The organism is Kordia sp. SMS9, assembly GCF_003352465.1.
GTDB lineage: Bacteria > Bacteroidota > Bacteroidia > Flavobacteriales > Flavobacteriaceae > Kordia.
Window position 1 is genome coordinate 2590188 of sequence record NZ_CP031153.1, and the last position, 23048, is coordinate 2613235.

At 35.7% G+C, this 23048-nt stretch carries 25 protein-coding genes; 10 read left to right on the top strand and 15 right to left on the bottom strand.

Annotation, left to right across the window (positions count from 1 at the left end; all coding sequences use genetic code 11):
- Positions 1 to 91: 91 nt before the first annotated feature.
- From KORDIASMS9_RS11280 to KORDIASMS9_RS11340, 13 genes are all read right to left on the bottom strand, one after another.
- Positions 92 to 763 (bottom strand): hypothetical protein, encoded by a 672-nt coding sequence (locus KORDIASMS9_RS11280; RefSeq protein ID WP_162819895.1) that lies wholly within the window; start codon positions 761 to 763, stop codon positions 92 to 94.
- A 16-nt stretch (positions 764 to 779) separates the two neighbouring features.
- Complete coding sequence (gene rlmF / locus KORDIASMS9_RS11285; protein WP_114902944.1) at positions 780 to 1703, bottom strand: 23S rRNA (adenine(1618)-N(6))-methyltransferase RlmF; 924 nt, start codon at positions 1701 to 1703, stop codon at positions 780 to 782.
- Entirely contained in the window at positions 1673 to 3463 is a 1791-nt protein-coding gene (locus tag KORDIASMS9_RS11290; RefSeq protein WP_114902945.1) for a DUF885 family protein, read from the bottom strand. The genes rlmF and KORDIASMS9_RS11290 overlap by 31 nt, the downstream gene beginning before the upstream one ends.
- Positions 3464 to 3808: 345 nt before the next feature.
- Positions 3809 to 4576: a tryptophan synthase subunit alpha gene (gene trpA, locus KORDIASMS9_RS11295; RefSeq protein WP_114902946.1), complete on the bottom strand. Its 768-nt coding sequence runs from the start codon at positions 4574 to 4576 to the stop codon at positions 3809 to 3811.
- A 121-nt stretch (positions 4577 to 4697) separates the two neighbouring features.
- Positions 4698 to 5021, bottom strand: coding sequence for a GIY-YIG nuclease family protein (locus tag KORDIASMS9_RS11300; RefSeq protein ID WP_371412770.1), 324 nt, complete (start codon positions 5019 to 5021; stop codon positions 4698 to 4700).
- Positions 5022 to 5027: 6 nt separating this feature from the next.
- Complete coding sequence (gene trpB, locus KORDIASMS9_RS11305; protein ID WP_114902947.1) at positions 5028 to 6215, bottom strand: tryptophan synthase subunit beta; 1188 nt, start codon at positions 6213 to 6215, stop codon at positions 5028 to 5030.
- A gap of 81 nt (positions 6216 to 6296) precedes the next feature.
- On the bottom strand, positions 6297 to 6920 hold the full coding sequence (locus tag KORDIASMS9_RS11310) for a phosphoribosylanthranilate isomerase (RefSeq protein WP_240321178.1): 624 nt from the start codon (positions 6918 to 6920) through the stop codon (positions 6297 to 6299).
- A 78-nt stretch (positions 6921 to 6998) separates the two neighbouring features.
- Positions 6999 to 7784: an indole-3-glycerol phosphate synthase TrpC gene (trpC, locus tag KORDIASMS9_RS11315; RefSeq protein ID WP_114902949.1), complete on the bottom strand. Its 786-nt coding sequence runs from the start codon at positions 7782 to 7784 to the stop codon at positions 6999 to 7001.
- A gap of 116 nt (positions 7785 to 7900) precedes the next feature.
- Complete coding sequence (gene trpD / locus KORDIASMS9_RS11320; RefSeq protein WP_114902950.1) at positions 7901 to 8893, bottom strand: anthranilate phosphoribosyltransferase; 993 nt, start codon at positions 8891 to 8893, stop codon at positions 7901 to 7903.
- 308 nt (positions 8894 to 9201) lie between these two features.
- Positions 9202 to 9768 carry an aminodeoxychorismate/anthranilate synthase component II gene (locus KORDIASMS9_RS11325; RefSeq protein WP_114902951.1) on the bottom strand — a complete coding sequence of 189 codons (567 nt, stop codon included), beginning with the start codon at positions 9766 to 9768 and terminating at the stop codon, positions 9202 to 9204.
- Between the two features lie 81 nt (positions 9769 to 9849).
- Positions 9850 to 11244 carry an anthranilate synthase component I family protein gene (locus KORDIASMS9_RS11330; protein WP_114902952.1) on the bottom strand — a complete coding sequence of 465 codons (1395 nt, stop codon included), beginning with the start codon at positions 11242 to 11244 and terminating at the stop codon, positions 9850 to 9852.
- 193 nt (positions 11245 to 11437) lie between these two features.
- Positions 11438 to 12004 carry a YceI family protein gene (locus KORDIASMS9_RS11335; protein ID WP_114902953.1) on the bottom strand — a complete coding sequence of 189 codons (567 nt, stop codon included), beginning with the start codon at positions 12002 to 12004 and terminating at the stop codon, positions 11438 to 11440.
- A 40-nt stretch (positions 12005 to 12044) separates the two neighbouring features.
- On the bottom strand, positions 12045 to 12509 hold the full coding sequence (locus KORDIASMS9_RS11340; protein WP_114902954.1) for a MarR family winged helix-turn-helix transcriptional regulator: 465 nt from the start codon (positions 12507 to 12509) through the stop codon (positions 12045 to 12047).
- A 184-nt stretch (positions 12510 to 12693) separates the two neighbouring features.
- Between KORDIASMS9_RS11340 and KORDIASMS9_RS11345 the strand changes: the two genes are divergently transcribed.
- Positions 12694 to 14067: a DUF1800 family protein gene (locus tag KORDIASMS9_RS11345; protein ID WP_114902955.1), complete on the top strand. Its 1374-nt coding sequence runs from the start codon at positions 12694 to 12696 to the stop codon at positions 14065 to 14067.
- A gap of 88 nt (positions 14068 to 14155) precedes the next feature.
- The gene (locus KORDIASMS9_RS11350) at positions 14156 to 15346 is read left to right on the top strand and encodes a DUF1501 domain-containing protein (RefSeq protein WP_114902956.1); all 1191 of its coding nucleotides are present in this window, start codon (positions 14156 to 14158) and stop codon (positions 15344 to 15346) included.
- Here the strand turns inward: KORDIASMS9_RS11350 and KORDIASMS9_RS11355 are convergent.
- Positions 15343 to 15783 (bottom strand): hypothetical protein, encoded by a 441-nt coding sequence (locus KORDIASMS9_RS11355; RefSeq protein WP_162819896.1) that lies wholly within the window; start codon positions 15781 to 15783, stop codon positions 15343 to 15345. The two genes, KORDIASMS9_RS11350 and KORDIASMS9_RS11355, sit on opposite strands and share 4 nt — an antisense overlap.
- A gap of 216 nt (positions 15784 to 15999) precedes the next feature.
- On the opposite strand from KORDIASMS9_RS11355, the gene KORDIASMS9_RS11360 reads away from it, so the two are divergent.
- From KORDIASMS9_RS11360 to KORDIASMS9_RS11375, 4 genes are all read left to right on the top strand, one after another.
- The gene (locus tag KORDIASMS9_RS11360) at positions 16000 to 16554 is read left to right on the top strand and encodes a TlpA disulfide reductase family protein (RefSeq protein ID WP_114902958.1); all 555 of its coding nucleotides are present in this window, start codon (positions 16000 to 16002) and stop codon (positions 16552 to 16554) included.
- Positions 16555 to 16576: 22 nt separating this feature from the next.
- On the top strand, positions 16577 to 17254 hold the full coding sequence (locus KORDIASMS9_RS11365) for a thioredoxin family protein (RefSeq protein ID WP_114902959.1): 678 nt from the start codon (positions 16577 to 16579) through the stop codon (positions 17252 to 17254).
- 324 nt (positions 17255 to 17578) lie between these two features.
- Positions 17579 to 17890, top strand: a complete 312-nt coding sequence (locus KORDIASMS9_RS11370; RefSeq protein ID WP_114902960.1) for a rhodanese-like domain-containing protein — start codon at positions 17579 to 17581, stop codon at positions 17888 to 17890.
- Between the two features lie 11 nt (positions 17891 to 17901).
- Positions 17902 to 18300 carry a rhodanese-like domain-containing protein gene (locus KORDIASMS9_RS11375; protein ID WP_114902961.1) on the top strand — a complete coding sequence of 133 codons (399 nt, stop codon included), beginning with the start codon at positions 17902 to 17904 and terminating at the stop codon, positions 18298 to 18300.
- A 26-nt stretch (positions 18301 to 18326) separates the two neighbouring features.
- On the opposite strand, the gene KORDIASMS9_RS11380 is transcribed toward KORDIASMS9_RS11375, so the two are convergent.
- Positions 18327 to 19193: a peroxiredoxin gene (locus KORDIASMS9_RS11380; protein WP_114902962.1), complete on the bottom strand. Its 867-nt coding sequence runs from the start codon at positions 19191 to 19193 to the stop codon at positions 18327 to 18329.
- Positions 19194 to 19353: 160 nt separating this feature from the next.
- Here KORDIASMS9_RS11380 and KORDIASMS9_RS11385 point away from each other — a divergent pair, with 160 nt between their 5' ends.
- The 4 genes from KORDIASMS9_RS11385 to KORDIASMS9_RS11400 all read left to right on the top strand — a co-directional run bounded on the left by KORDIASMS9_RS11385 (position 19354) and on the right by KORDIASMS9_RS11400 (position 22937).
- Positions 19354 to 20631, top strand: a complete 1278-nt coding sequence (locus KORDIASMS9_RS11385; RefSeq protein WP_114905219.1) for a DUF2851 family protein — start codon at positions 19354 to 19356, stop codon at positions 20629 to 20631.
- 142 nt (positions 20632 to 20773) lie between these two features.
- Positions 20774 to 21601 carry a M57 family metalloprotease gene (locus KORDIASMS9_RS11390; protein ID WP_114902963.1) on the top strand — a complete coding sequence of 276 codons (828 nt, stop codon included), beginning with the start codon at positions 20774 to 20776 and terminating at the stop codon, positions 21599 to 21601.
- Between the two features lie 99 nt (positions 21602 to 21700).
- The gene (locus KORDIASMS9_RS11395; protein ID WP_114902964.1) at positions 21701 to 21928 is read left to right on the top strand and encodes a PspC domain-containing protein; all 228 of its coding nucleotides are present in this window, start codon (positions 21701 to 21703) and stop codon (positions 21926 to 21928) included.
- A gap of 1 nt (position 21929) precedes the next feature.
- On the top strand, positions 21930 to 22937 hold the full coding sequence (locus tag KORDIASMS9_RS11400; RefSeq protein WP_114902965.1) for a TrkA family potassium uptake protein: 1008 nt from the start codon (positions 21930 to 21932) through the stop codon (positions 22935 to 22937).
- The last annotated feature ends 111 nt before the right edge of the window (positions 22938 to 23048 follow it).

Below are 23048 nucleotides of genomic sequence, written 5' to 3' on the forward strand. Positions count from 1 at the left end.
TTTTCAAAAGGAGGTTTCCAATTCTTTGTTTTCATAATGGTTTTGACTTCTTCGTACGATAACGGATAAAAGTAGGAAAAATAAACAGACGTTACTTTGCTTTTTCAGATTGCTGCATTTCTAGCTTTTGTTGCTGAATCATTTTGTCTCTACAAATATTATCTGCAATTGTAATTGTAAAAATGGCAACAATAACACGATTGTTAAAATCACCAATATTTGTTGAAATTTTGCCATTCCGTCCTTCCTCATCAAAATCTTGATACAGTGTATTCACTAAAATACCTTGAACCATTCCCAAAGAGGCAATTTTATCATGAACATACTTAATTTTCGGGTTTTTGTCACCAATCAAATCCAAATAATTCATAAACTTCTTTTCAAATGCAATATTCTGAAAAGATATAGAATCGTTTATTTCGTAATTAAATCCTTTGTTTTCTTCCCAAATTTTGTCATAGATTTGCGAGTCTATATGACTGTACAATCGTTCAAGACTTTCTTTGTCAAATCCACTCATATCATATTGTAATTGATTCACATTTTGTTTGGCAAACTTGTAAAACGCCGAATCTATTTGATCGGAATTGGTTTGTTTTTTAAGACGATCTTCATAAAAAGAAACAATTGTACTGATGTTTTCAATTTCTTGGGTATTAAAAATTTGTGTCAATTCTGGAGTCGTTCGCACCTCAATTTTTCTCTCGCAAGAGAAAATAAAAAAGGAGCTTATAATTACGAATAGAATACTAACCTTTTTCATGATATCATTGGTTATATTAAAATGTCCATGCAACAAATCTACTCAGTTTATTTCCTTGTTCCATCGGAATGGTTTTCACGGTTTTGGCGTTTACGCGTTTGAGTGCATCGTACATAGCAGGCAAATTCGCTTCTTTAGAAACTAATGTTGTAAACCATTGGCATTGCTTTGCAAACTGTTTACTTTCTTTAATCATATTTTTTACAAACTTCTTTTCGCCGCCTTTGCACCATAATTCATTTGGTTGTCCGCCGAAATTTAGTTCCGTTTTTACGTTTTTCTTCCCTTGTAAATTCTGCAATTTTCGTTGTGTTCCCGCAATTGCCTCTTTGGCAGATTTGTGAAATGGCGGATTGCAAATCGTCGCTGTAATTTTTTCTTTGGGAAGAATAATTCCTTTAAAAATCTGCGTTGGATGTTGCTGTTGCTGTTGCCGAATTTCTATACGATTGTGTAACCGTTTATTTTTAGTGATAATTTTTTGAGCATTTTCAATGGCAATCTTGTCTACGTCAGAAGCGATAAATGACCAATCATATTCGTGCGTGCCAATAATGGGATAAATGCAATTTGCGCCTGTACCAATATCTAAAATTGTAACGTTTTCACCTTTCGGAATGTTTCTTTGTTGTTCTTCCAGAAACGTCGCCAAATGATGGATATAATCGGCTCTTCCAGGAATTGGCGGACACAAATAGTTTTCGGGAATATCCCAAAAATCAATGTCATAATACTGTTGCAACAATGCTTTGTTGAGGGCTTTGACAGCATTCGGATCAAAAAAATCAATAGAAGCATCGCCAAACTTGTTTTTGTGAACAAATAGTTTAAGTTCAGGTGAAGTTTTTGTCAATACTTCAAAATCATACTGTCCACGATGTCTATTTCGCGGATGCAATTTTGATGTATTTACTTTGCGTTCTTTTTTTCTTGAATCCATTCATTAATTTTATCTTCCAACAATTGCAACGGAATACAACCTGTTTGCAACACTTGATTGTGAAATTCTCTAATATCAAAGCTTTCTCCTAATTCCGTTTCTGCTTTTGAGCGCAATTCCCGAATTTTCAACTGTCCAATTTTATATGACAATGCTTGCCCAGGATTTGCCATATAACGTTCAATTTCAGAAATAATGCTGGCTTCGCTTTCGGCTTCGTTGTTCAGTGAATATTCAATAGCTTGCTCACGCGTCCAGCCTTTGGCATGCAAACCTGTGTCTACCACCAAACGAATGGCGCGGTGCATTTCCATGCCCAACATTCCAAAATATTGATACGGATCTGTGTACAATCCTAACTCTTTTCCCAACGATTCTGTATACAATGCCCAACCTTCGCCATACGCGCTGTACCACAATGTTTTTCTAAAATCTGGTAAGTGTTGGTTTTCTTGCGTTAAGGAAATTTGATAATGATGTCCCGGAATTGCTTCATGCAAAAACAAGGCTTCATCTGAAAATACGTTGTAACTAGCTGCATCAGGAATTGGTACATAAAAAATTCCTGGACGCGTTCCGTCAAGCGAACCTGGATTGTATTCGGCACTGGCAGAAGCTTCTCGGAAAGCTTCCGTTTGGCGGACTTCAAAAGGAGTTTTTGGTTTTACATCAAACAATTTTTCAATTTGAGGCTTCATTTTCTCATGAATCGCGTTAAAATTGTCAATAATTTGTTGCGGTTCAGTATATGGCATTAGTTTTTTATTTTCGCGCACATTATTAAAAAACGACTTCAAATCGCCTTTAAAACCTACTTGTTTTTTTACTTTCTCCATTTCGGATAAAATTCGCGCGACTTCTTTCAAGCCTAATTCGTGAATTTCATCCGCAGTCATATTAGTTGTTGTATAGTTTTTGATAGAATATTCGTAATATGCTTTTCCGTAAGGTGTTCCATCAATTCCGCTGCTTTCTCTACCTGCGTTCAGATACTCAGTTTTTAAAAATTGATACATTTCGTTGAAAGACGGCACCAACGTTTCAGTTAAAAATGTAGTATACGCTTTTGTCAATGTATTTTTGTCTTCTTGTGAAAAGTTCGTTGGAAAATTTTTGATCGGTGAATAAAACAAATGATCTTCCAATTTCGTTTTTGCCAATACTTCAAACTGCGGAATTACCTTTTTTATCAACGATTTTGGCAAGACAAATTCTTCTTCAATTCCTTCTTGCATATTCGTTTTAGCAGTGTTCAACCATTCGCTAAAACCTTCCAATCGCTTCAACCAATTATTGTAATCTTCTACCGTTTTAAAAGGTTGTGCCGATGCACCACTTGCGTATTGCCCAACGGCCAAGTTAATGGACCACATTTGATCAATTGGCATCAAGCGTTCGTTTTGAAAGCTCAATCTTCTCAAATTCATATCACAATCCCAATACAAAATAGCTTTGCTCATTTGTTCACTTTCCGTGAGATTTGTTTCGTCAAAATTCTTTAACGTATCACGAAATTTTTGGTAGTGCAATTTTACCTTATTGCGATATTCTTCGGAAATTAAATTTGCGAATTGATCATTATACGTAGCATCACCTGCTGCAGTAGCTTGCATCGGTTGCAACGCTAAACCTTGTTTGTAATAAGCATCTAATACGCCTACAAATGACAATTCACTTTTTGGAATTGGTTGCTCCGCTTTTTTGTCGCTTCCACACGAAAAACATAAAATAAAAGAAAGTATTAAAATGTATTTTTTCATTGGTTGATAGGATTTGTTGAGGTTAAAAATAGTACTTTTTTGAAGCATTGAGTTACCGTTTTAACGTATTTAACACTGATATTGGGTTACATAAAATTAAGAGCGTTTATGTTAAATAGTAATTTTTAAATGATTTTATATTTAATACCAATTTGATTATAAAATGCGACTTTAGAGACGAAGTTGCTTTGGTATCATAGGACGCAGTGAATGCTTTGCATAGCCGTAGCTACGGAAAGTATTCGCAAAGAATTAAACTGCCAAATGAACGAGTTTATTTGTTGCATCTTATAGTAGAATTGGTATTATATACTAATGATTCGTGTATTCGTTGTAAAAAGAAAACTACTTATCCAGCACCATATCTACAAAATCTTTGATAGTTTCTGTACCGTTTTTGGTGAGATGTTTAATAAATGCACTTCCAATAATCGCACCTTTGGCTTTGTTAGTTGCTTGTGTAAAGGTTTCATGATTGGAAATTCCGAAACCAACAATCTGCGGATTTTTCAAATTCATATTTCCAATGCGATCAAAATAGGTTTCTTGTGTATTTCCGAAACTACTTTTTGCACCTGTGGTTCCTGCCGAACTTACCATATAGATAAATCCGTTAGAAATGCTATCAATAAACCGAATGCGTTCTTCAGAAGTTTGTGGCGTAATCAAAAATACATTGATCAAACCATACTTTTCAAAAGTCGCTTGGTATTGTTCGTGATACACTTGTACTGGCATATCAGGAATAATTAAACCGTCGATGCCCACTTCTTTACATTTTGCACAAAATGCCTCCAATCCGTATTGCATCATCGGATTCAAATAGCCCATAATAATCAGCGGAACGGAAACCGTGTCACGCACATCTGCAATTTGTTCAAATAGCAACTCACTTGTCATTCCGTTTTCCAAAGCCTGTGTAGAACTCTCTTGAATCGTAGGTCCATCTGCCAATGGATCGCTAAACGGCAAGCCAATTTCGATCATATCGACGCCGCTTTTTTCCAAATCTTCAATCACGCCAACCGTGTCATGCAAACTTGGATATCCTGCGGTAAAATAGATGGAGAGTAACTTTTTATCTTCTTGTAATTTTTGGTTTATTCTGTTCATTCAATTTATCTTTTTGCATTCCTGCGTAGGCAGGAATCTCATTTCAATTTATCTTTTTTTATTCCTGTGAAGACAGGAATCTCACTCATGTTCTTTTTTTATTCCTGTGAAGACAGGAATCTTACACATACTCTGAAAGGTCTTTCCAATCGGGATTTAATCCATTAATTAAATTATTTTTCCACTCACGCTTCCATTTCTTTATTTGTCGTTCTCTTTGAATCGCATTATTTACATACTTAGTGGTTTCAAAATAGACGAGCTTACTCACATTGTATTTTCCTGTGAATGAATCTGCTTTGTTGTTTTTATGTTGATTCAACCTTCGTTTCAGTTGATTTGTTCTGCCAACATACAAAACCGTATGACTTTTATTTGTTAGAATGTAAACATAATGTATATCCATCGCTATCGAATTCAAAGAGATTCCTGCCTTCGCAGGAATGCAAAATTATAGCTTGAAATAATCAATATACGTATTCAAATCCTTGTCGCCGCGACCTGATAAATTCAGCACAACGATTTCGTCTTTCTTAAATTTTCTCGAATCAAAAACCGCTAAGGCATGCGAAGTTTCAATCGCAGGAATAATTCCTTCGAGTTGCGATAATTCCAAACCAGCAGTCATCGCTTCATCGTCTGTAATCGAAATGAATTCAGCACGTTTGCTTGCGTATAAATGTGCGTGCATCGGACCGACACCAGGATAATCTAACCCAGCAGAAATCGAATACGGTTCTGTAATTTGTCCGTCTTCGGTTTGCATTAACAAGGTTCTACTTCCGTGAATAATTCCGTCTTCACCCAACGCCGAAGTAGCAGCACTTTCTCCGGAGTGAATTCCTTTTCCAGCAGCTTCCACCGCGATTAAATTGACGCGTTCATCATCTAAATATTGATAAAAAGCGCCTGCGGCATTGCTTCCACCGCCAACACATGCAATCACATGATCGGGATAGGAGCGACCTTCTTTTTCTTGCAATTGCCACTCTGTTTCTTCCGAAATCACCGCTTGAAACCGCGCCACCATATCTGGATACGGATGCGGACCAACGACCGAACCAATAATATAATGTGTATCTACAGGATTGCTAATCCAATCGCGAATGGCTTCGTTGGTAGCATCTTTGAGTGTTCTACTTCCCGATAATGCCGCACGAACCTCAGCACCCAACATTTTCATACGTGCTACATTTGGCGCTTGTCGGGCAATGTCAATTTCGCCCATATATACAATACATTCCATGCCCATTAATGCACAAACAGTTGCTGTGGCAACACCGTGTTGTCCTGCGCCCGTTTCTGCGATAATTCGGGTTTTACCTAAACGTTGTGCCATCAAAATTTGTCCGATGGTATTGTTAACTTTGTGCGCGCCTGTATGGTTTAAATCTTCTCGTTTTAGATAGATTTTTGTATTGTACTTGGCAGACAAACGTTCTGCGTAAAATAACGGTGATGGACGCCCAACATAATCTTTAAGTAATTGTTTGAATTCTTTTTGAAAAGAATCTTCATACATAATTTCCAAATACTTTTGGCGTAATTCTTCCACATTTGGATACAACATTTCAGGAATGTACGCGCCGCCAAATGTGCCGTAATATCCTTTTTCATTAACGTGATAGGTCTTTTTCATAAAACTTTTATACTTTTTTCCGTTTACACGAGATTTTCACTTTTTTTATATTGTTTAGCTTTTGTGAGATGCAGAATCTCATCATGCTAATTTTATATTCTCTTTAAACTCCTTTAATTTCTCAATATTCTTCAATCCTGGTACAATTTCAAATTTACTATTTACATCCAATGCATAACAATATTTTGACGCTTTACTTTTCATAAAATCATCTAATTTTGTGATAGTTTCCAAGCCAATGCCGCCACTTAAAAAGAACGGTTTGTTGGATGGATAGTTTTCCAACACTTTCCAGTCGAATGTAACGCCATTTCCGCCAGGTAATTTCCCTTTTGTATCAAACAAAAAATAGTCTACACAAGCTTCATAAGGTTTCAAGGTGTCAAAATCAAATTCGTTTTTTATAGAAAATACCTTGATGAATTCTATACTTCGACTGCGGTCAGAGTGGTATATTTTCTTTAATTCAACACAAAACTCAGGAGTTTCACTTCCGTGTAATTGTATCGCTTGCAAATCATGCAATTGTACTTTCTTTACAATATCTTCCACAGAAGCATTCACAAATACGCCTGTTTTTTTAATTCCTTTTGGAATTTTAGGAATGAACGTATCAAAAAAACGAGACGATTTTTGGTAAAATATAAAACCCAAATAGTCTGGCTGTAAAGTGCTTACAGCGTTCATGTTGTCTTCATATTTCATTCCGCATATTTTGAGTTTCAAGTTTTTCATTAAATGATTAAAAAATTTAATAATTAAATGATTTTGTCGACAAAACCACTATTTTCCTAATTCCCTAATAAATCCCAACGCACTTTCGCCTGGATGTTCAGTTTTCATAAAATTTTCGCCGATTAAGAAGCCTTGATATCCAAACGGTTGTAAATCTTTGATCGCAGCCACAGAGCTGATGCCGCTTTCCGAGACTTTTACAAAATCATTTGGAATATGAGTTGATAATTCTTTGCTAATGTTTGTGCTGACTTCAAAGGTTTTTAGGTTCCTATTATTTACGCCTAACATGTCCAAGGAAGGCATGATGGATTTTTGTAATTCTTCTAAATTGTGGACTTCTAACAAGACATCCAATCCGAGACTTTTTGCTGTTTCTGAGAACGTTTTGATTTCCTCACGCGACAATACGGCTGCAATCAATAAAATAACATCAGCACCATACGATTTTGCTTCAATGATTTGGTATTCGTCAACAATGAATTCTTTCCGTAAAATTGGCAATTGCGCGCTGGCTCTGGCTAATAAAACATCGTCCAATGAACCACCAAAGTATTTTCCATCGGTCAAAACAGACATGCCGCAAACACCAGCATTTTCATAACCAAAAGCAACATCTTGCACGCTCGCGCTTTGATTGATAACACTTTTGGATGGCGAACGTCTTTTAAATTCGGCAATGATTCCTGTTTCGCTTTTTTGTAATGCTTTAGCTAAAGAAGAAGTTTCACGATCGAATAATGCCGAACGCTCCAACTGCGACACTGGTACGATGCTTTTTTTCAGTGAAACTTCTTTGTATTTGTCTGCTATAATTTTGTCTAAAATGGTCATATTTATTTTCCGCGAAAGCGGTAATTTTAATTTATCTTTTTTGTCATTCCTGCGAAGGCAGGAATCATACTTCTTATTATTTATGGACTCCTGCTTTCGCAGGAATGACAAATGTATTATTTACTCAATTCCAACAACTTCTTTAAAACCTGTAACGCTTTTCCAGAGTGCAAGGATTCTTTGGCAATTTCGAAGCCTTCTTTGGCTTGTAATCCGTTTACCGTTGCAATCGCCATTCCTGCATTGGCACACACGACATTGTTTTGCGGATCAGTTCCACGACCTTCTAAAATATCGGTGAATATTTTTGCAGCAGAAGCTACCGAATCACCTCCATAAATAGCTGCTTGCGTATGTTGTGGTACTCCAAAATCTGCTGGTGTTAACATTTCTTCCGAGTTGTTTCGAATGGCTTTCGTTGCGCCTGTAAGTGAAATTTCATCATAACCATCTAAGGCGTGTAAAATGGTATAATTTTTATCGGTATTTTGGTATAAATAGCCATACATTCGTGCCAGTTCTAAGTTGAAAACGCCCACCATTTGATTTTTAGGAAATGACGGATTCACCATCGGTCCTAACATATTGAAGAATGTTTTTACGCCTAAGGCTCTTCGAATCGGAGCCACATTTTTCATTGCAGGGTGAAATAGTGGTGCATGTAATACACAAATTCCCGCTTGATCAATACATTTCTCTAAAAAGTCAGTATTGTTCGTAAATTTGATACCCAAATGTTCCATAACGTTTGATGAACCGCTGACCGAAGAAACGCCGTAGTTTCCATGTTTGGCAACTTTTACGCCAGCACCTGCGGTTATGAATGACGCTAAAGTTGAAATGTTGAAGGTATCTTTTCCATCGCCGCCAGTTCCACATAAATCAATGGCATTGTAGGCTGATAAATCTACAGGAATGCACAATTCCAATAAAGCATCACGGAAACCTTTGAGTTCTTCAAGTGTGACACTTCGCATCATGAAAACTGTCAAAAACGAAGCAATTTGACTTGGATTGTACATGTCTTTCGAAATGTTGACAATTACCTGTTTGGCTTCTGTTTCGGTAATGCTTTCGTGATTGATGAGTCTATTTAGTAATTTTTTCATTTTGTTCTATATAGTATTTGGGTTTTGGTATTGAGAATTGAGACGAGTTCTTTGGATATTTATAATTCAACATTTATAATTTCAAAGTACTTCTCGATACAATTTTCTTCATTTCGACAAGCTCAATGACAGAAAATCACTCGAAGTGACGTTTTAGTACTTTTTTTAGTAATTGCGTTTCTTGGAATATCATTTTTATATTTAAAATTTAGCATTTATAATTTCTCACAAACAGATTGCCACGTCGTAAACTCCTCGCAAAGACGTTTCAAAGAATTTCAAACAATCTCAATTCTCAAAACTCATAGCTAGTTTCTTACCCAATTTTCCAATATTTGTTTTCCATGTGGCGTTAATACCGATTCTGGATGATATTGCACGCCGCGGACATCGTATTCTTTGTGACGCAACGACATGATTTGTCCGTTTTCATCATACGAAGTAGCTTCTAAGCTTTCTGGAAGCGGACTTGCCACAATCCAAGAATGGTAACGTCCGACTTCAAAGTTTTTTGGAAGATTTTTAAATAAAGATTCGTCATCTACGGAAACTTCTACTTTGGTAGCAACGCCATGATATACTTCTGACAAGTTGGTCAATGAACCGCCGAAAACTTCTCCAATGGCTTGTTGACCTAAACAAACACCTAAAATACTTTTAGTTGGCGCATATTCTGCAATGATAGGTTTTAACAATCCAGCTTCATCAGGAATGCCTGGTCCTGGCGAGAGAATGATTTTTTCGTAATCATCTACTTCTTCTAGTGATAATTGATCGTTTCTTTTTACGGTGACATCACAGTTTAAATCTTCCAAATAATGGACAAGATTGTAGGTGAAGCTGTCGTAATTATCTATAACTAATACTTTTTTCATTATTGTTTTTTTTAGTATTGAGGTTTTAGTATTGAGAATTGAGAAACATCTAATATCTCAATACCAACATCTAACATCTATTTATATCGTTTCCGCAATTTCCAACGCGGTATTTAACGCTCGGAGTTTGTTATACACTTCTTGATTTTCATTTTCTTCATTCGATTTTGCTACGATTCCCGCGCCTGCTTGGTAATGCAATTTGTGGTTTTTGCTGAGGAATGTTCGAATCATAATGGCATGATTAAAATTCCCGTGAAAGTCCATAAATCCAATCGCGCCACCATAAAAATCGCGGTTCGAGGTTTCGTATTTTTCAATCAATTGCATAGCTTTGTGCTTGGGTGCGCCACTTAATGTTCCCGCAGGAAATGTGTCGGCTACGACTTGCATGGTTGCTGCATTTTTATGTTTTTGCGCCGTTACTTTGGAAACCAAATGAATGACATGCGAAAAGAATTGCAATTCTTTATAGGTTTCTACTTTGACCTGATTTCCATTTCGGCTTAAATCGTTACGTGCTAAATCGACCAACATGACGTGTTCAGCATTTTCTTTTGGATCGTCAAAGAGTCGTTTCGCGGAAGCGGCATCTTCTTCATCGTTTCCTGTACGTTTAAAGGTTCCTGCGATTGGGTGAATTTCGGTATGATTGTTATTCACGACCAATTGTGCTTCTGGCGAAGAACCAAAGATTTTGAAATCGCCATAGTCAAAATAGAATAGATACGGTGAAGGATTGATACTTCGCAACGCACGATACACATTGAATTCGTCTCCTTTAAATTTTTGAATGAATCTTCTCGAAAGCACCAATTGAAAAACGTCTCCACGATAGCAATGTTTTTTTGCCAATGCTACATTTTGTTTGAATTGTTTGTCGTCCAAGTTGGATTCGCGTTCGCCGTCAATGGAGAATTTGTAGGTGGTGAAGTTTTTGGTGCTTAGTATGTGTTCAATTTCAGAAATATTATCTTTTGTTTTGTAGCAATGCGAAAAGAGATATGCTTCGTTTTTAAAGTGATTGAACGCAATGATATTTTGATACACCGCATAATACATATCCGGAATGTCGAGCGATTGTTCTTTTTTGGAAATTTCTACCGATTCAAAATACCGAACCGCATCATAGGCAATGTAGCCAAACAATCCATTGTTGATGAATTTAAAATCGTTTTCATCTGTTTTGAATTGTTGCGAAAATTCGTGAATCAACGCAGGAACATCGGTCGTGGCTGTAATAGGAGTGACGTTTGATTCACCATTTGGAAATTCCCGCGTAAGCGTTTCATTTTCCACCTTAATACTTGCAATTGGGTTGCAACATACATACGAGAAACTATTATCGCTCGCATGATAGTCGCTACTTTCCAATAACAAACTGTTTGGGAATTTATCTCTGATTTTTAAGTAGACACTTACGGGCGTAATAGTGTCTGCCAATATTTTTTTATGCGTTGTTTTTAATGTGTACATAGTTCAATTTTTTTCAAAAAAAAAGACTTGTCGTGATTGACAAGTCTTTTTTGATATCTATTTTTTGTAAATAGGGACTTAGCTCACGATTTCGAAGTTCGTAAGTTCCACCACCAAGTATTTACAAAATTTGTTTTCATTATTTTTTTGTTGTCACAAATATATAAATCAATTTTTAGAATAAAAAACGATTTTAATATTTTAATGCAACTACTAAGTCAAATTCGTCGTTGATCGCTTTGTCTTTCAATCCGTCAAAGAAAGAAGCTGAACCATATTTGATTCCAAATTTTGTACGATCTACTTTTAATTTCGCTTCTGCCATGTTGCTTTCCACTTCAATATCAAAAGCTACACGCGATTTGTTTCCTTTGATTGTTAAATCTGCGGCAACTCTGTATACGTTGTCATCAGTTTCAACTACTTTCTTAAAAGTTAACATCGCTTCTGGGTATTTTGCCACACCAAAAAAGTCATCAGATTTTAAATGACCGTCTAATTTTTGTTTTCCGCCGCCGCTTAAATCCGTGGTATTGATTGTTGTCATGTCGATCATAAACGTTCCACCAACTAATTTTTCATCTTTAAATTCTAAGGTTCCCGATTTAAAATTAATTGTTCCTTCGTGCTGACCTGTTACTTTATAACCTGTCCAGTTGATTTGACTTGCTTCTGCGTCAATTGTTTTGTTTTGAGCAACTGCTGTTGAGATCGTAGCGAATACAAATAAAGCTACTAATGTTAAAATACGTGTTTTCATTTTCTTGTTTTTAATGTATGTCGATTTGTTTTGGGCAATTTTATGCGGATTGCGAACCTCTTAATTTTTCTAATAGCATATTGAGTGTTTCCGCTTCTGAAATTGTCAGCGGTTGCATGATGTTTTCTTCTAAGTCATCTAGTTTTGAGTTGATGTTTTCAATCAATTTCAACCCGTTTTCTGTGATGATAATTTCCACTTTTCTACGGTTTTCAGGACAAATTGTACGTTCTACCAACTCTTTTGTAATCAATTTATCAATCAAGCGTGTAGTGTTGCTGTTTTTATGCACCATTCGCTCTTGAATCGTAGCAAGATTGGCAGGTGTTCCTTTTTGACCTTTTAAAATGCGCAACACGTTAAATTGTTGCAACGAAATATCATACTGTTTAAAAAAGCTTGTGTATTTTTCCATGAAGATATTATTCGTCACAAAAAAATTGATCGCTGTCTTTTTGGCTAAAGGCAACGTAGCATCACTTTTTAAAACATCTTTTAATTTCATAATTGTATGTACAATATTTGTATATACAAATGTAATGTTATTTTGAAAACAAAAAAGTAGAGTAGTGTTAAAAGTTTATTAATTTTTTGGATCGCTGCGCTTCGGCAGGCTCAAAACCTCACCCAAAACATACCAAATTAAACTTTTAGAACGTTTTAGAGTCATACTACACAAACCACTCGTTATGACGTTACCAGAAATCGTGCATTTATACCATAGAGTCGGATTCGGAATTTCACATGCGGAAGCTCGTAAGTTGCAAAACCAATCTCGGGAGCAAGTTGTTTCGCATTTGTTTGACGCTTCTCGCGAAACGACACCTTTGTCCATCAATCTTACAGAATTGCGTGCCAGTGTGAAAGATTTGAATTTGAAAGATCGAAAAAAGATACGTTCTCTTATTAAAGACAGTGTAAAGAAAGTACATGAATTGAATGTAGCGTGGTTGGAACGATTGGGAACTACAGAACAACTTTTACGTGAAAAAATGACGCTTTTTTGGGCGAATCATTTTGTATGTCACGATAAACATATTCTTCACTTTGAACACTATAATAATACGCTTCGCACACATGCATTGGGCAATTTTAAAGATTTTGTCATAGCCATTTCGAAAGAAGCTTCTATGATTAAATATTTAAACAACAAGCAAAATAGAAAGCAAAAACCGAACGAGAATTTTGCACGCGAGTTGCTAGAATTGTTTACGCTTGGGCGCGATGAATATGCCGAACAAGATATTAAAGAAGCTGCACGTGCGTTTACAGGATGGAGCCACGATTTGAAAGGAAATTTCAGATTGCGCCGTTTTCAACATGACTATGGAGAAAAAACATTTTTAGGCAATACAGGCAATTTTGACGGTTCAGCTATTATTGACATTATTTTAAAGCAAAAACAATGTGCACGATTTATCTGCGAGAAAATCTATCGCTATTTTGTAAACGATCAACTAGATACTTCCCGCGTAAGCGAAATGACCGAACTATTTTATAAAGACTATAATATTGAAAACTTGATGCGTTTTGTGTTGCTGTCTGATTGGTTTTATGACGAAAGAAACATTGGTACGAAAATAAAATCGCCTGTAGAGTTTCTAATTGGGATGCACAGAGTTGTGCCGATGGAGTTTGAGAAAAAACGTGAATTGATGTATTTGCAGAAGCTACTCGGACAACATTTATTGTTTCCACCAAATGTAGCAGGATGGAAAGGTGGGCGCAATTGGATCAATCCAAATACGATGATGTTACGCTTGCGATTACCTTCAGTTTTGTTGGCAAATGGGGAAATTGCTTTGGATGAAAAAGGAGAATTTGAAGAGGATTTTGAACGCTTTAATAGCAAACAAAATCGGCAACGGAAACTAAAAGTCACACCCGATTGGAGCACTTTTGAAACAAATTATAAAAGTACAACGGTAGAAGCTTTGCAAGAAGTATTATTGACAAGTCCACTGAATCGTGGAACGCAGGAATATTTAGACAAATTGGCGGATCAGGATTTGAAAGAAACCTGCATTCAGTTGATGTCGTTGCCAGAATATCAGTTGTGTTAGATTAATTGAAATATGATTTTATAGAGATTCCTGCCGCAATTTATCTTGAGTGTAGTCGAAAAGCGGGAATAAAAAATAAATTTTTTGGATGAACAGAAGAAATTTTTTAAAACAAGCATCGCTCGCAAGTACGGCGTTATTTTTACCAAAATTTGTATCGGGATTCAACTTGATTGATTCCGCCATAGCGACAGGCAAAAAACTCGTAATTATTCAGCTTTCGGGAGGAAATGACGGATTGAACACAGTTGTTCCTTTTCGAAATGATATTTATTACAAAAAGCGTCCGTCGTTGGCACAGCAAAAATCAAAACTCATAGGAATTACGGATGAAATTGGTTTTCATGAAAGTCTCATCGCGCACAGCAATTTGTACAATAATGGCGAATTGTGCGTCATTAATAATGTTGGATATCCGAACCCGAATCGCTCGCATTTTCGATCAACGGACATTTGGCACACGGCAAGCGACGCCAACGAATATTTACAATCGGGTTGGGTTGGTCGTTATTTGGACGTGACCAAAAGTAAATCGTTAGACGCCATCGAAGTAGATGATACCTTGTCTTTATTGTTAAAAGGTGAAGCGACAGACGGCATTGCAACAAAGGATCCAAAATTATTCTACAGAACCACACAAGGACCGTATTTTAAAAAAGTGGTACAACATCATGACGATGCGCATTTGAGCGAACACAATTTGGGCTACTTGTACAAAACCATGGTCACAGCTTCGTCGTCTGCAAAATATGTGTATGAAACTTCAAAAACATTTACCACAAAGACGAGTTATCCAAAGAATAAATTTTCCAATCAGTTGAAACAAGTGGCGCAATTTATCAATTCAGGATTGCAAACGAAAGTATATTACACGTCGCTTGGCGGATTTGACACGCATGCCAATCAAGAGAACAAACAAAAGCGATTGCTAAAAGTATATGACGAAGCGATGGCAGCGTTTATCAAAGATTTAAAAGAGCAAGATTCGTTTCAAGACACCTTAATTTTAACCTTTTCAGAATTCGGGCGTCGTGTACAACAAAATGCTGCAAACGGCACGGATCATGGAACGGCAAATCAAGTATTTTTAATTGGAAAGCAGTTGAAGAAACAAGGTTTTTACAATCCGATGGCAGATTTATCGAATTTAGATAATAATGGCGATTTAAAATATGATATTGACTTTCGTCAGATTTATGCATCTGTGTTGAGCAATTGGTTGGATGTTGATGCTAAAAAGGTTTTAGGGAAACCATTTTTTGGATTGGATATTGTTTAGAAAGGATCTTCTCTGTCAATGATGCTGTCTAAATCTGTTTTAAAATCTAGACAACCGCAATAGCATTTTCCACTAGCGCCAATAATAGCTAATCGTGTGCCTTTACAATTACCAATAGTTTCTCTACAAAATTTTTGACATTTATCTTGAAGCTGTCTGTAATCATCAATACTAATAGTCGTTGAAAGTCCATATTTAACGACTCCTTTGTGTGTAACTTGAATAATTAAATTGGGTGATTCTTTTGCAAGTAAATAAACTTCTTTTAGGCTCGTTTTTGAAGTAACTTTATGTACTTTCATTTTTTTAGCTTTTATCATTTTTTTCATCATGATTGCATCTAAAAGGTACATCGTTTCTGTTGAATTTTTCACTCTTTCTTGTGAGAACCCACAAAGTGTTACACACATAAAGACCATTAAAAACTTTAATTTCATAATTTTATTGTTTTTGGTTAATATTAAGGTCAAATATATCTGATATTCAGTTAAATAAAAGAGTGTTTTAACTAGATTTAAAGAGTAGATACCCTATTTTTTCATAGGATAATTCCCTTTTTAAATTTTGAAGCTATAAGGTGAAAACTCTTAAAATTTGTTAAATAAAAAGCTATCCGAGAGACTTTTAGTATTTTTAAGCTGAAAACAAAAATCATGTTCCAAAAGACCTTATTTTTAGCTGTTTGTATCTTGTTTTTTTCGTGCGGAAGCGATACAAAAACCAAGGAAGTTGCTACTGCAAAAGAAACTACTTCTGCCAAAGAAAAAACAGCGAAAACTTCTGTTTCAGCAACAACAGACATTCCTGTATTGAACTTTGAACAGTTTGAAAAATACCTCAACATTGACGATGACAACATTCATGTCGTAAATTTTTGGGCAACTTGGTGTGCGCCTTGCGTGAAAGAATTGCCATATTTTGAAGCGATCAATCAAGAATATAAAGACAAAAATGTAAAAGTTTTGTTGGTGAGTTTAGATTTCAATCTGAAAAAACTGAATACTTTTTTAGCCAAAAACGATTTACAATCCGAACAAGTTTTGTTGGACGATCCAGATCAAAACGCGTGGATTTCGAAAGTGTCCAAACAATGGTCAGGTGCCATTCCAGCAACCGTGATGTATGGAAAAGGAAAGCGAAAATTTTACGAGAAATCGTTCACTAAAAAAGAACTAAAAGAAGCATTAGATAATTTTATAAACCAATAAGTAAATTAAAAAACAACAAAAAATGAAAACGATACAACTAGCAGCACTGGCGTTACTTTTTATGACAGTTTCTTGCGCAGAAAAGCAAAAGGAAAATGCAACTGCAACGAAAGCATCAAAAACAATAGCTGAAAATGTTACAACACCTAAAAAGGAAATGAACAAAGGCTACCAAGTTGGTGACATTGTAAAAGATTTTTCTTTGAAAAATGTAGATGGAAAAATGATTTCTATGGATAGTTTTGAAGATGCCAAAGGATTTATTTTAACGTTTACTTGTAATACCTGTCCATATTCGGTTGCGTATGAAGACAGATTGATTGCCTTAGACAAAAAATACGCGAGCAAAGGCTATCCTGTCATTGCGATCAATCCAAACAATCCAGATGTAAAACCAGGAGATAGTTTTGAAGCCATGATAACACGCGCCGAAGAAAAAGGATTTACATTTCCATACATGTTAGATGAAGAACAAAAAGTATATCCACAATTTGGAGCTACACGTACGCCACACATGTATGTAATTGCAAAAACACCAAAAGGACATCAAGTAAAATATATTGGTGCGATTGATGACAATTATAAAGATGCTGATGCAGTGTCTAAACGTTACATAGAAGATGCTGTAGATGCATTATTAGCTGGAAAAGAAGTGAAGGTAAAAACAACCAAAGCGATTGGATGTTCTATTAAAGTATAATTTTAGACTTACTTAGATAATTAGATATGTTAGATTTTTTTGAGCGTCAATTCGAGTGTTTTTTGTTATAGCGCTTGCGAAATAACTAAAAATGTATCGAGAATAGCTTTGAAAAATAAAGGCATGCAAAGCAAAATAATAAAAGGCACAACTATTGCCTGTAAGAAACCGAAGTGTAGCGCTTCGGTTTTTTTATGCCGAAATTAGTAGGAATCTGTAATTACAGGTTTCTAGTGATTTTATAAAAGAAAATTTTCCGAAAAAAGAGTAACTTTGAACAAATAAATAAGTTCAATAAAACAAACAACACTATTTATATAAATTATGGCAGATTTAACACAACAAGAATGGCAAGAGCAACTTGCAAACGATGCTAACGCGGTCATCTTAGATGTACGCACACAAGATGAAGTAGACGAAGGATACATTCCAGAAGCGAAACATATTGACATCTTTTTAGGACAAGGATTTATTGATGAAGTAAAAAAGTTAGATGCTTCTAAAAACTACTACGTATACTGTCGCTCAGGCGGAAGAAGCGCACAAGCATGTGCTATTATGAACAGTCAAGGTTTTGAAAATACCTATAATTTGATGGGCGGATTTTCAGAGTGGCAAGGTGCAAAAACGAACTAAATACAGTCTGTATGAAACTTAAAAAGCAAACGCTCGTAATTTGTATGTTAGCTACAATTTTGTTCTTTTTCGGATGTAAGAATGTTTCTAAAGAGTATGATGTTTCTGTGATTGAACTTCATGAGTTGCTACAAAATGAAGATGTCATTGTGTTAGATGTGCGTACGCCGAAAGAAGTTGCCGAAGGGAAAATAAAAAGCACTGCATTAGAAGCCGATTTTTTTACAGAAAACTCTTTAGAAGCAATAATTTCAAACATTTCGAAAGATCAAGACATCTATGTGTATTGTAAAAGTGGCAGGCGCAGTGGAAAAACAGTTGCCAAATTACGAGCGTTAGGTTTTACCAAAGCACACAACATAAAAGGTGGCATTACAGCTTGGAAAGCGGAAGGATATGAAATTGAGTAGTTTTTGAACCAAAAAATTAGTCAAAATTATACTTGCTCGTCCACAATCTTTAACAACGTTTTTGGCTCTGGACGAACGCGGTAATTATCCGTTTGATTCGTATATACAATTTTTTCGTTGGAATCGGTAATGATAATTGTAGGCAACGTGGTGTGCGATTTGAAACCGAAGATTTGAAACCCAAACGGCAATCCATGTTCGGCAAAAATATGCAACTGTTTGGCAACGTTCCCATGAACATCTACCAGAAATTGAAAATCTAGCGGATACTTCTTGGTCAATTTTTTACTAAAACTATGCGGTTGCGAACTGATAAAAACCGTATTGATGTTTCTATTTAGTAACTCTTCATGCTTTTCAACCATTTCCTTGATTTGTGCCATGCAAAATGGACACCAATTGCCGCGATAAAAAATAAAAATACTAGGCGTTCCTGCAAATTTCTCTGTCGTGATTTCTTCTTTGGCAGCATTTTCAAACCGTAACAAAGGCAAGCTGTTTCCAACGCTCAACAAAATGTTACTTTCGGCACTTCGTTCTTGAAAAAAAGAATACCACAATAAATATGCAATCCAGCCGATGGTTAACGTTAGATTGCTCCACATACAAAAGGCTCTAATAACAATATTTCCCTGTAAATTTTCAAGCAAAAAACTCATCAAAAAACCTAAAAATACACAAAATGTGTATACAATCAACACGCTATCGGTACGTGCCAACGGTTTTACAAAAATCCGAATAAAATAGAAAACAATACTCGCTGCAGTTACTACATGAGCGGCATGAACTAAGGTGATTTCAGTATCAAACATAAACCAAATACAATCTATCATCACAACTAGTGCAAAAACTGGAAATGCAGAAATGAAAATAGACTTTAGTAAGGAACTCATTCAGTAAAATATATGCAATACTTGCTTGTTTTGAGCAAAGTTAACTCCTCTAAAGTATAAAATAATTCGAAAAAAAGTATATTTTTGTAGTATTAATCTTGTTAGAATACCTAAACCTTTGCTTCTCATTGAAATTATTATGAACTTAATAATGATCAATATGAGCATACGAGAAGACTTCCTGTATTATGTGTGGAAATTTGGAAAGCTACATTTACAACCGTTAGAAACTACACAAAAAGAACCGATAGAAATCATCAATTTAGGAACGCACAATCAGCACGCAGGTCCCGATTTTTTCAATGCACGTTTACGGATTGGTCGTCAGCTTTGGGCTGGAAACGTAGAGATGCATGTAAATGCTGCAGATTGGTTTGTACACAACCACGAGAACGATGCTAATTATGACAATGTTATTTTGCACGTCGTTTGGAATCATGATATTGACATTCATCGCAAAGACAATTCGGTCATTCCGACGCTAGTACTCAAAAACTACAGCGATGCAGCATTGTTACAGCGTTATCAACACTTACTCAACACGCCTAAACAGTGGATTTCATGCGAAAATAAATTTCCAGTGTTGCATCATTTTGAACTTGAAAACTGGCTAGAACGTGTATATTTGGAACGTTTAGAAGCCAAAGCTGTCGACATTGAAAAACTTGTTAAAGAAACCAAATACGATTGGGAAGCGGTATTATTCCGGTTGCTTGCCAAAGGTTTTGGACTCAAACTCAATAGCGACGCATTTTATGAAGCGGCGTGTTTGGTAGATTTTAGTTTGATTCGTAAACTCGGTGCTTCGCAATTTTCGTTGGAAGCATTTTTATTCGGAATTTTTGGATTGCTTTCGCAAGAAGTGACTCAGGAAAATTACGACAGTTTGTTACGACAAGAGTATGTCTATCTCTGTCGCAAATATGAGCATACAAAAAAAGCCAACATTCCATTGCAATTCTTTAGAACGCGTCCTGCAAACTTTCCAACCATTCGCGCATCGCAATTAGCAACTTTGTACCATCAACGAAGTCATTTATTTTCAAAACTTATTGCCACAACATCATTAAATGTATTATACAAACTTTTACAAGTAGAAACGAGTACATTTTGGCAAACACATTACACGTTTGAAAAGCAATCGCCCAAGCGTATCAAAAAAGTATCCAAAACGTTTATTGATGTATTGTTGATCAACAGTATTTTACCATTAAAATATTGCTATGAAAAATATTTAGGGAAACCTGATGTGGAGTCGCTGCTTTCGCTGTTGCGAGCAATTTCACCTGAAAAAAATGCGATCATTCAAAAATTCAATACCAAAAAAATAGACATTGAAAACGCACTGCATACGCAAGCCTTATTACAATTAAAAAAAAGCTATTGTGACCAACAAAAATGTTTGGAATGTGCTATTGGAAATAGAATTGTAAAGTGAGTAAAATACTTTTTTTCAGTATGTTTTAGTATGTGTTTTGAAAATATGAAAAGCTGTATTTTGTCGAAAACCTTACTTTTTTGTAGTAAAAAACCTTATAATATTTATAAATTTACTTCATTATTAACCCAAAAATTTTATAATGAAAAACCAAAAACTTCTATTAATTTTTGCTGTATGCGCTATTTTATGCACAGCATGTCAATCCGATCAAACAGAAGAACCTATCCAAGAAGAAGGCAAAGTAAACCCAGAAATCCTAGCAAAATTAGACGCAGCTTATTTTGATATTTCGAGAGCTTTTGAAACTACTTTTATGGGAGAAGAAGGTGTAGCTGTTGAAGATATGTTTTTTACGTACGCACAAATTGATGAATTGGCACCAGTAGATTCGCAAGCAAAACATTACCGCACAACAAACTTAGTTACGAGCTTGCCAAGAACCATTACCATCAGTGTAGATCCTGATTTGGGAACACTAGGTTCTAATGCGTTAGACGAAACGATTCGCATGTACAATACTTTAGGACTTCAAATTTCCTTTACTAGAGTTGCTTTTGGACAACGCGGGAGAAACAAAGCAGACATTGAAGTAACTGAATTTTTCGAATTTGAATCAGGCGGATTTATCACTTTAGGAAGAGCAGCAGGTTTTCCAACACGTAAAGGTGATCCAGCCAAAGGATTTGGAATTAACAGTCGCTGGTTTCAGCTTTCCATTGCGCCAAACGTAAACGAATTGGCAGGAACGATGGCTCACGAAATCGGACATTGTATCGGTTTACGTCATACAGATTACCAAACACGTCAAAGTTGTGGACAAAACGTAAACGAAGGAAGTGCAGGAGTAGGAGCTATCTACATTCCTGGAACGCCAACTGGATCTGATTTCAATTCGATCATGCAGTCTTGTGGTCCAGCAATTGACTTTAACAATAATGATGTTACGGCACTTAATGTATTGTACTAAATAAATAACAAAACTATAATACAAAGTCACTAGTTTCTAGTGGCTTTTTTTGTGTAAAAATATGTACCTTGCACATTCGTAAAAAAAGTACAAAACGAAATGAAATTCATATACAAACTGCGCTATTTTTTCGAAAAACACGGTTTTGGTGCGTTGTCTCGATTGGCAGAACGTTTAGGAATGCGTGCCAAAAACGTACGTTTGTTCTTCATCTATATAACCTTTGCCACTTTTGGTTTTAGTTTTGCATTATATCTAACCTTGGCTTTTATATTAAGATTAAAAGACTTAATTTACACCAAACGAACTTCAGTATTTGACTTATAATATGTTTAGATTTTTTCGATCGAAATTTTACATTGCCCTAACACTTTTAGTTTTAGTGTTCTTAATTGGAGTGTCAGGATTTATGATCATCTCTGGCAGTAACTTTATTGATGCCATTTACATGACGGTCATCACGGTAACTACTGTAGGATTTAAAGAAGCAATTCAATTAGACGATCAGGGGAAACTATTCACTATATTTTTAATCATTATCAGTGTTTTTGTTTTTGCGTATGCTATTACAGTAATTACAGAATATATTTTAAGTAGAAGCACACTCAGACACATCATACAACGAAAGACCTTAAAAAAAATCAGACGCATGGAAAATCATATCATTATTTGTGGATTTGGACGCAATGGAAAAGAAGCTGCTGAAAAATTACGCACGCACGATGAAGAGTTTGTGATTATTGAAAAGGATAGAGCTGTTATTGAACGATATGAAAATTCAGAACTATACTTTGTACAAGGAAATGCTAGTGAAGATGAAGTGTTAGAAAAAGCAGGGATCAACAATGCTAAATGCCTCATTACAGCACTTCCAAGCGATGCTGACAACTTGTTTGTCGTACTTTCGGCACGACAAATCAATAGTAAATTGTTGATTATCAGCAGGGCTTCGTTTGATTCATCGTATAAAAAACTAAAACTGGCAGGCGCTGACAATGTCATCATGCCCGATAAAATTGGTGGTGAACACATGGCTTCGCTTGTCGTAGTTCCTGATTTGGTAGAATTTATTGACAATCTTTCTATTGGTGGTGATAACACAACTAATGTGGAAGAAATTCATACAGAGGATGTTACCAATGCTGGTCAAGAAATTACGCTCAAAGAATTAGATTTACGCCGAAAAACAGGCTGCACAGTCATTGGGTACAAAACACCAGATGGAGAATATATCATCAATCCTGGGGCAGATTTAAAATTATTAAAAGAATCCAAAATAATTGTGTTAGGTCGCCCAGAACAGATTGCTTTGCTCAAAGAAAAATTTGATCTCTAAAATGCTTCATACTTCATACTTTTAAAAAAATATGTTCGCTCAAAATTTGATGAAACAAATTATTTTTAGCATCTTGTAACATGTTTGTCAGTACTACACAAGACAAATTGA

Bases quoted from the DNA above. Each gene is read 5' to 3' on its own strand.
- KORDIASMS9_RS11280 (WP_162819895.1), bottom strand. From the start codon at position 763: ATGAAAAAGGTTAGTATTCTATTCGTAATTATAAGCTCCTTTTTTATT.
- rlmF (WP_114902944.1), bottom strand. From the start codon at position 1,703: ATGGATTCAAGAAAAAAAGAACGCAAAGTAAATACATCAAAATTGCAT.
- KORDIASMS9_RS11290 (WP_114902945.1), bottom strand. From the start codon at position 3,463: ATGAAAAAATACATTTTAATACTTTCTTTTATTTTATGTTTTTCGTGT.
- trpA (WP_114902946.1), bottom strand. From the start codon at position 4,576: ATGAACAGAATAAACCAAAAATTACAAGAAGATAAAAAGTTACTCTCC.
- trpB (WP_114902947.1), bottom strand. From the start codon at position 6,215: ATGAAAAAGACCTATCACGTTAATGAAAAAGGATATTACGGCACATTT.
- KORDIASMS9_RS11310 (WP_240321178.1), bottom strand. From the start codon at position 6,920: ATGAAATATGAAGACAACATGAACGCTGTAAGCACTTTACAGCCAGAC.
- trpC (WP_114902949.1), bottom strand. From the start codon at position 7,784: ATGACCATTTTAGACAAAATTATAGCAGACAAATACAAAGAAGTTTCA.
- trpD (WP_114902950.1), bottom strand. From the start codon at position 8,893: ATGAAAAAATTACTAAATAGACTCATCAATCACGAAAGCATTACCGAA.
- KORDIASMS9_RS11325 (WP_114902951.1), bottom strand. From the start codon at position 9,768: ATGAAAAAAGTATTAGTTATAGATAATTACGACAGCTTCACCTACAAT.
- KORDIASMS9_RS11330 (WP_114902952.1), bottom strand. From the start codon at position 11,244: ATGTACACATTAAAAACAACGCATAAAAAAATATTGGCAGACACTATT.
- KORDIASMS9_RS11335 (WP_114902953.1), bottom strand. From the start codon at position 12,004: ATGAAAACACGTATTTTAACATTAGTAGCTTTATTTGTATTCGCTACG.
- KORDIASMS9_RS11340 (WP_114902954.1), bottom strand. From the start codon at position 12,509: ATGAAATTAAAAGATGTTTTAAAAAGTGATGCTACGTTGCCTTTAGCC.
- KORDIASMS9_RS11345 (WP_114902955.1), top strand. From the start codon at position 12,694: ATGACGTTACCAGAAATCGTGCATTTATACCATAGAGTCGGATTCGGA.
- KORDIASMS9_RS11350 (WP_114902956.1), top strand. From the start codon at position 14,156: ATGAACAGAAGAAATTTTTTAAAACAAGCATCGCTCGCAAGTACGGCG.
- KORDIASMS9_RS11355 (WP_162819896.1), bottom strand. From the start codon at position 15,783: ATGAAATTAAAGTTTTTAATGGTCTTTATGTGTGTAACACTTTGTGGG.
- KORDIASMS9_RS11360 (WP_114902958.1), top strand. From the start codon at position 16,000: ATGTTCCAAAAGACCTTATTTTTAGCTGTTTGTATCTTGTTTTTTTCG.
- KORDIASMS9_RS11365 (WP_114902959.1), top strand. From the start codon at position 16,577: ATGAAAACGATACAACTAGCAGCACTGGCGTTACTTTTTATGACAGTT.
- KORDIASMS9_RS11370 (WP_114902960.1), top strand. From the start codon at position 17,579: ATGGCAGATTTAACACAACAAGAATGGCAAGAGCAACTTGCAAACGAT.
- KORDIASMS9_RS11375 (WP_114902961.1), top strand. From the start codon at position 17,902: ATGAAACTTAAAAAGCAAACGCTCGTAATTTGTATGTTAGCTACAATT.
- KORDIASMS9_RS11380 (WP_114902962.1), bottom strand. From the start codon at position 19,193: ATGAGTTCCTTACTAAAGTCTATTTTCATTTCTGCATTTCCAGTTTTT.
- KORDIASMS9_RS11385 (WP_114905219.1), top strand. From the start codon at position 19,354: ATGAGCATACGAGAAGACTTCCTGTATTATGTGTGGAAATTTGGAAAG.
- KORDIASMS9_RS11390 (WP_114902963.1), top strand. From the start codon at position 20,774: ATGAAAAACCAAAAACTTCTATTAATTTTTGCTGTATGCGCTATTTTA.
- KORDIASMS9_RS11395 (WP_114902964.1), top strand. From the start codon at position 21,701: ATGAAATTCATATACAAACTGCGCTATTTTTTCGAAAAACACGGTTTT.
- KORDIASMS9_RS11400 (WP_114902965.1), top strand. From the start codon at position 21,930: ATGTTTAGATTTTTTCGATCGAAATTTTACATTGCCCTAACACTTTTA.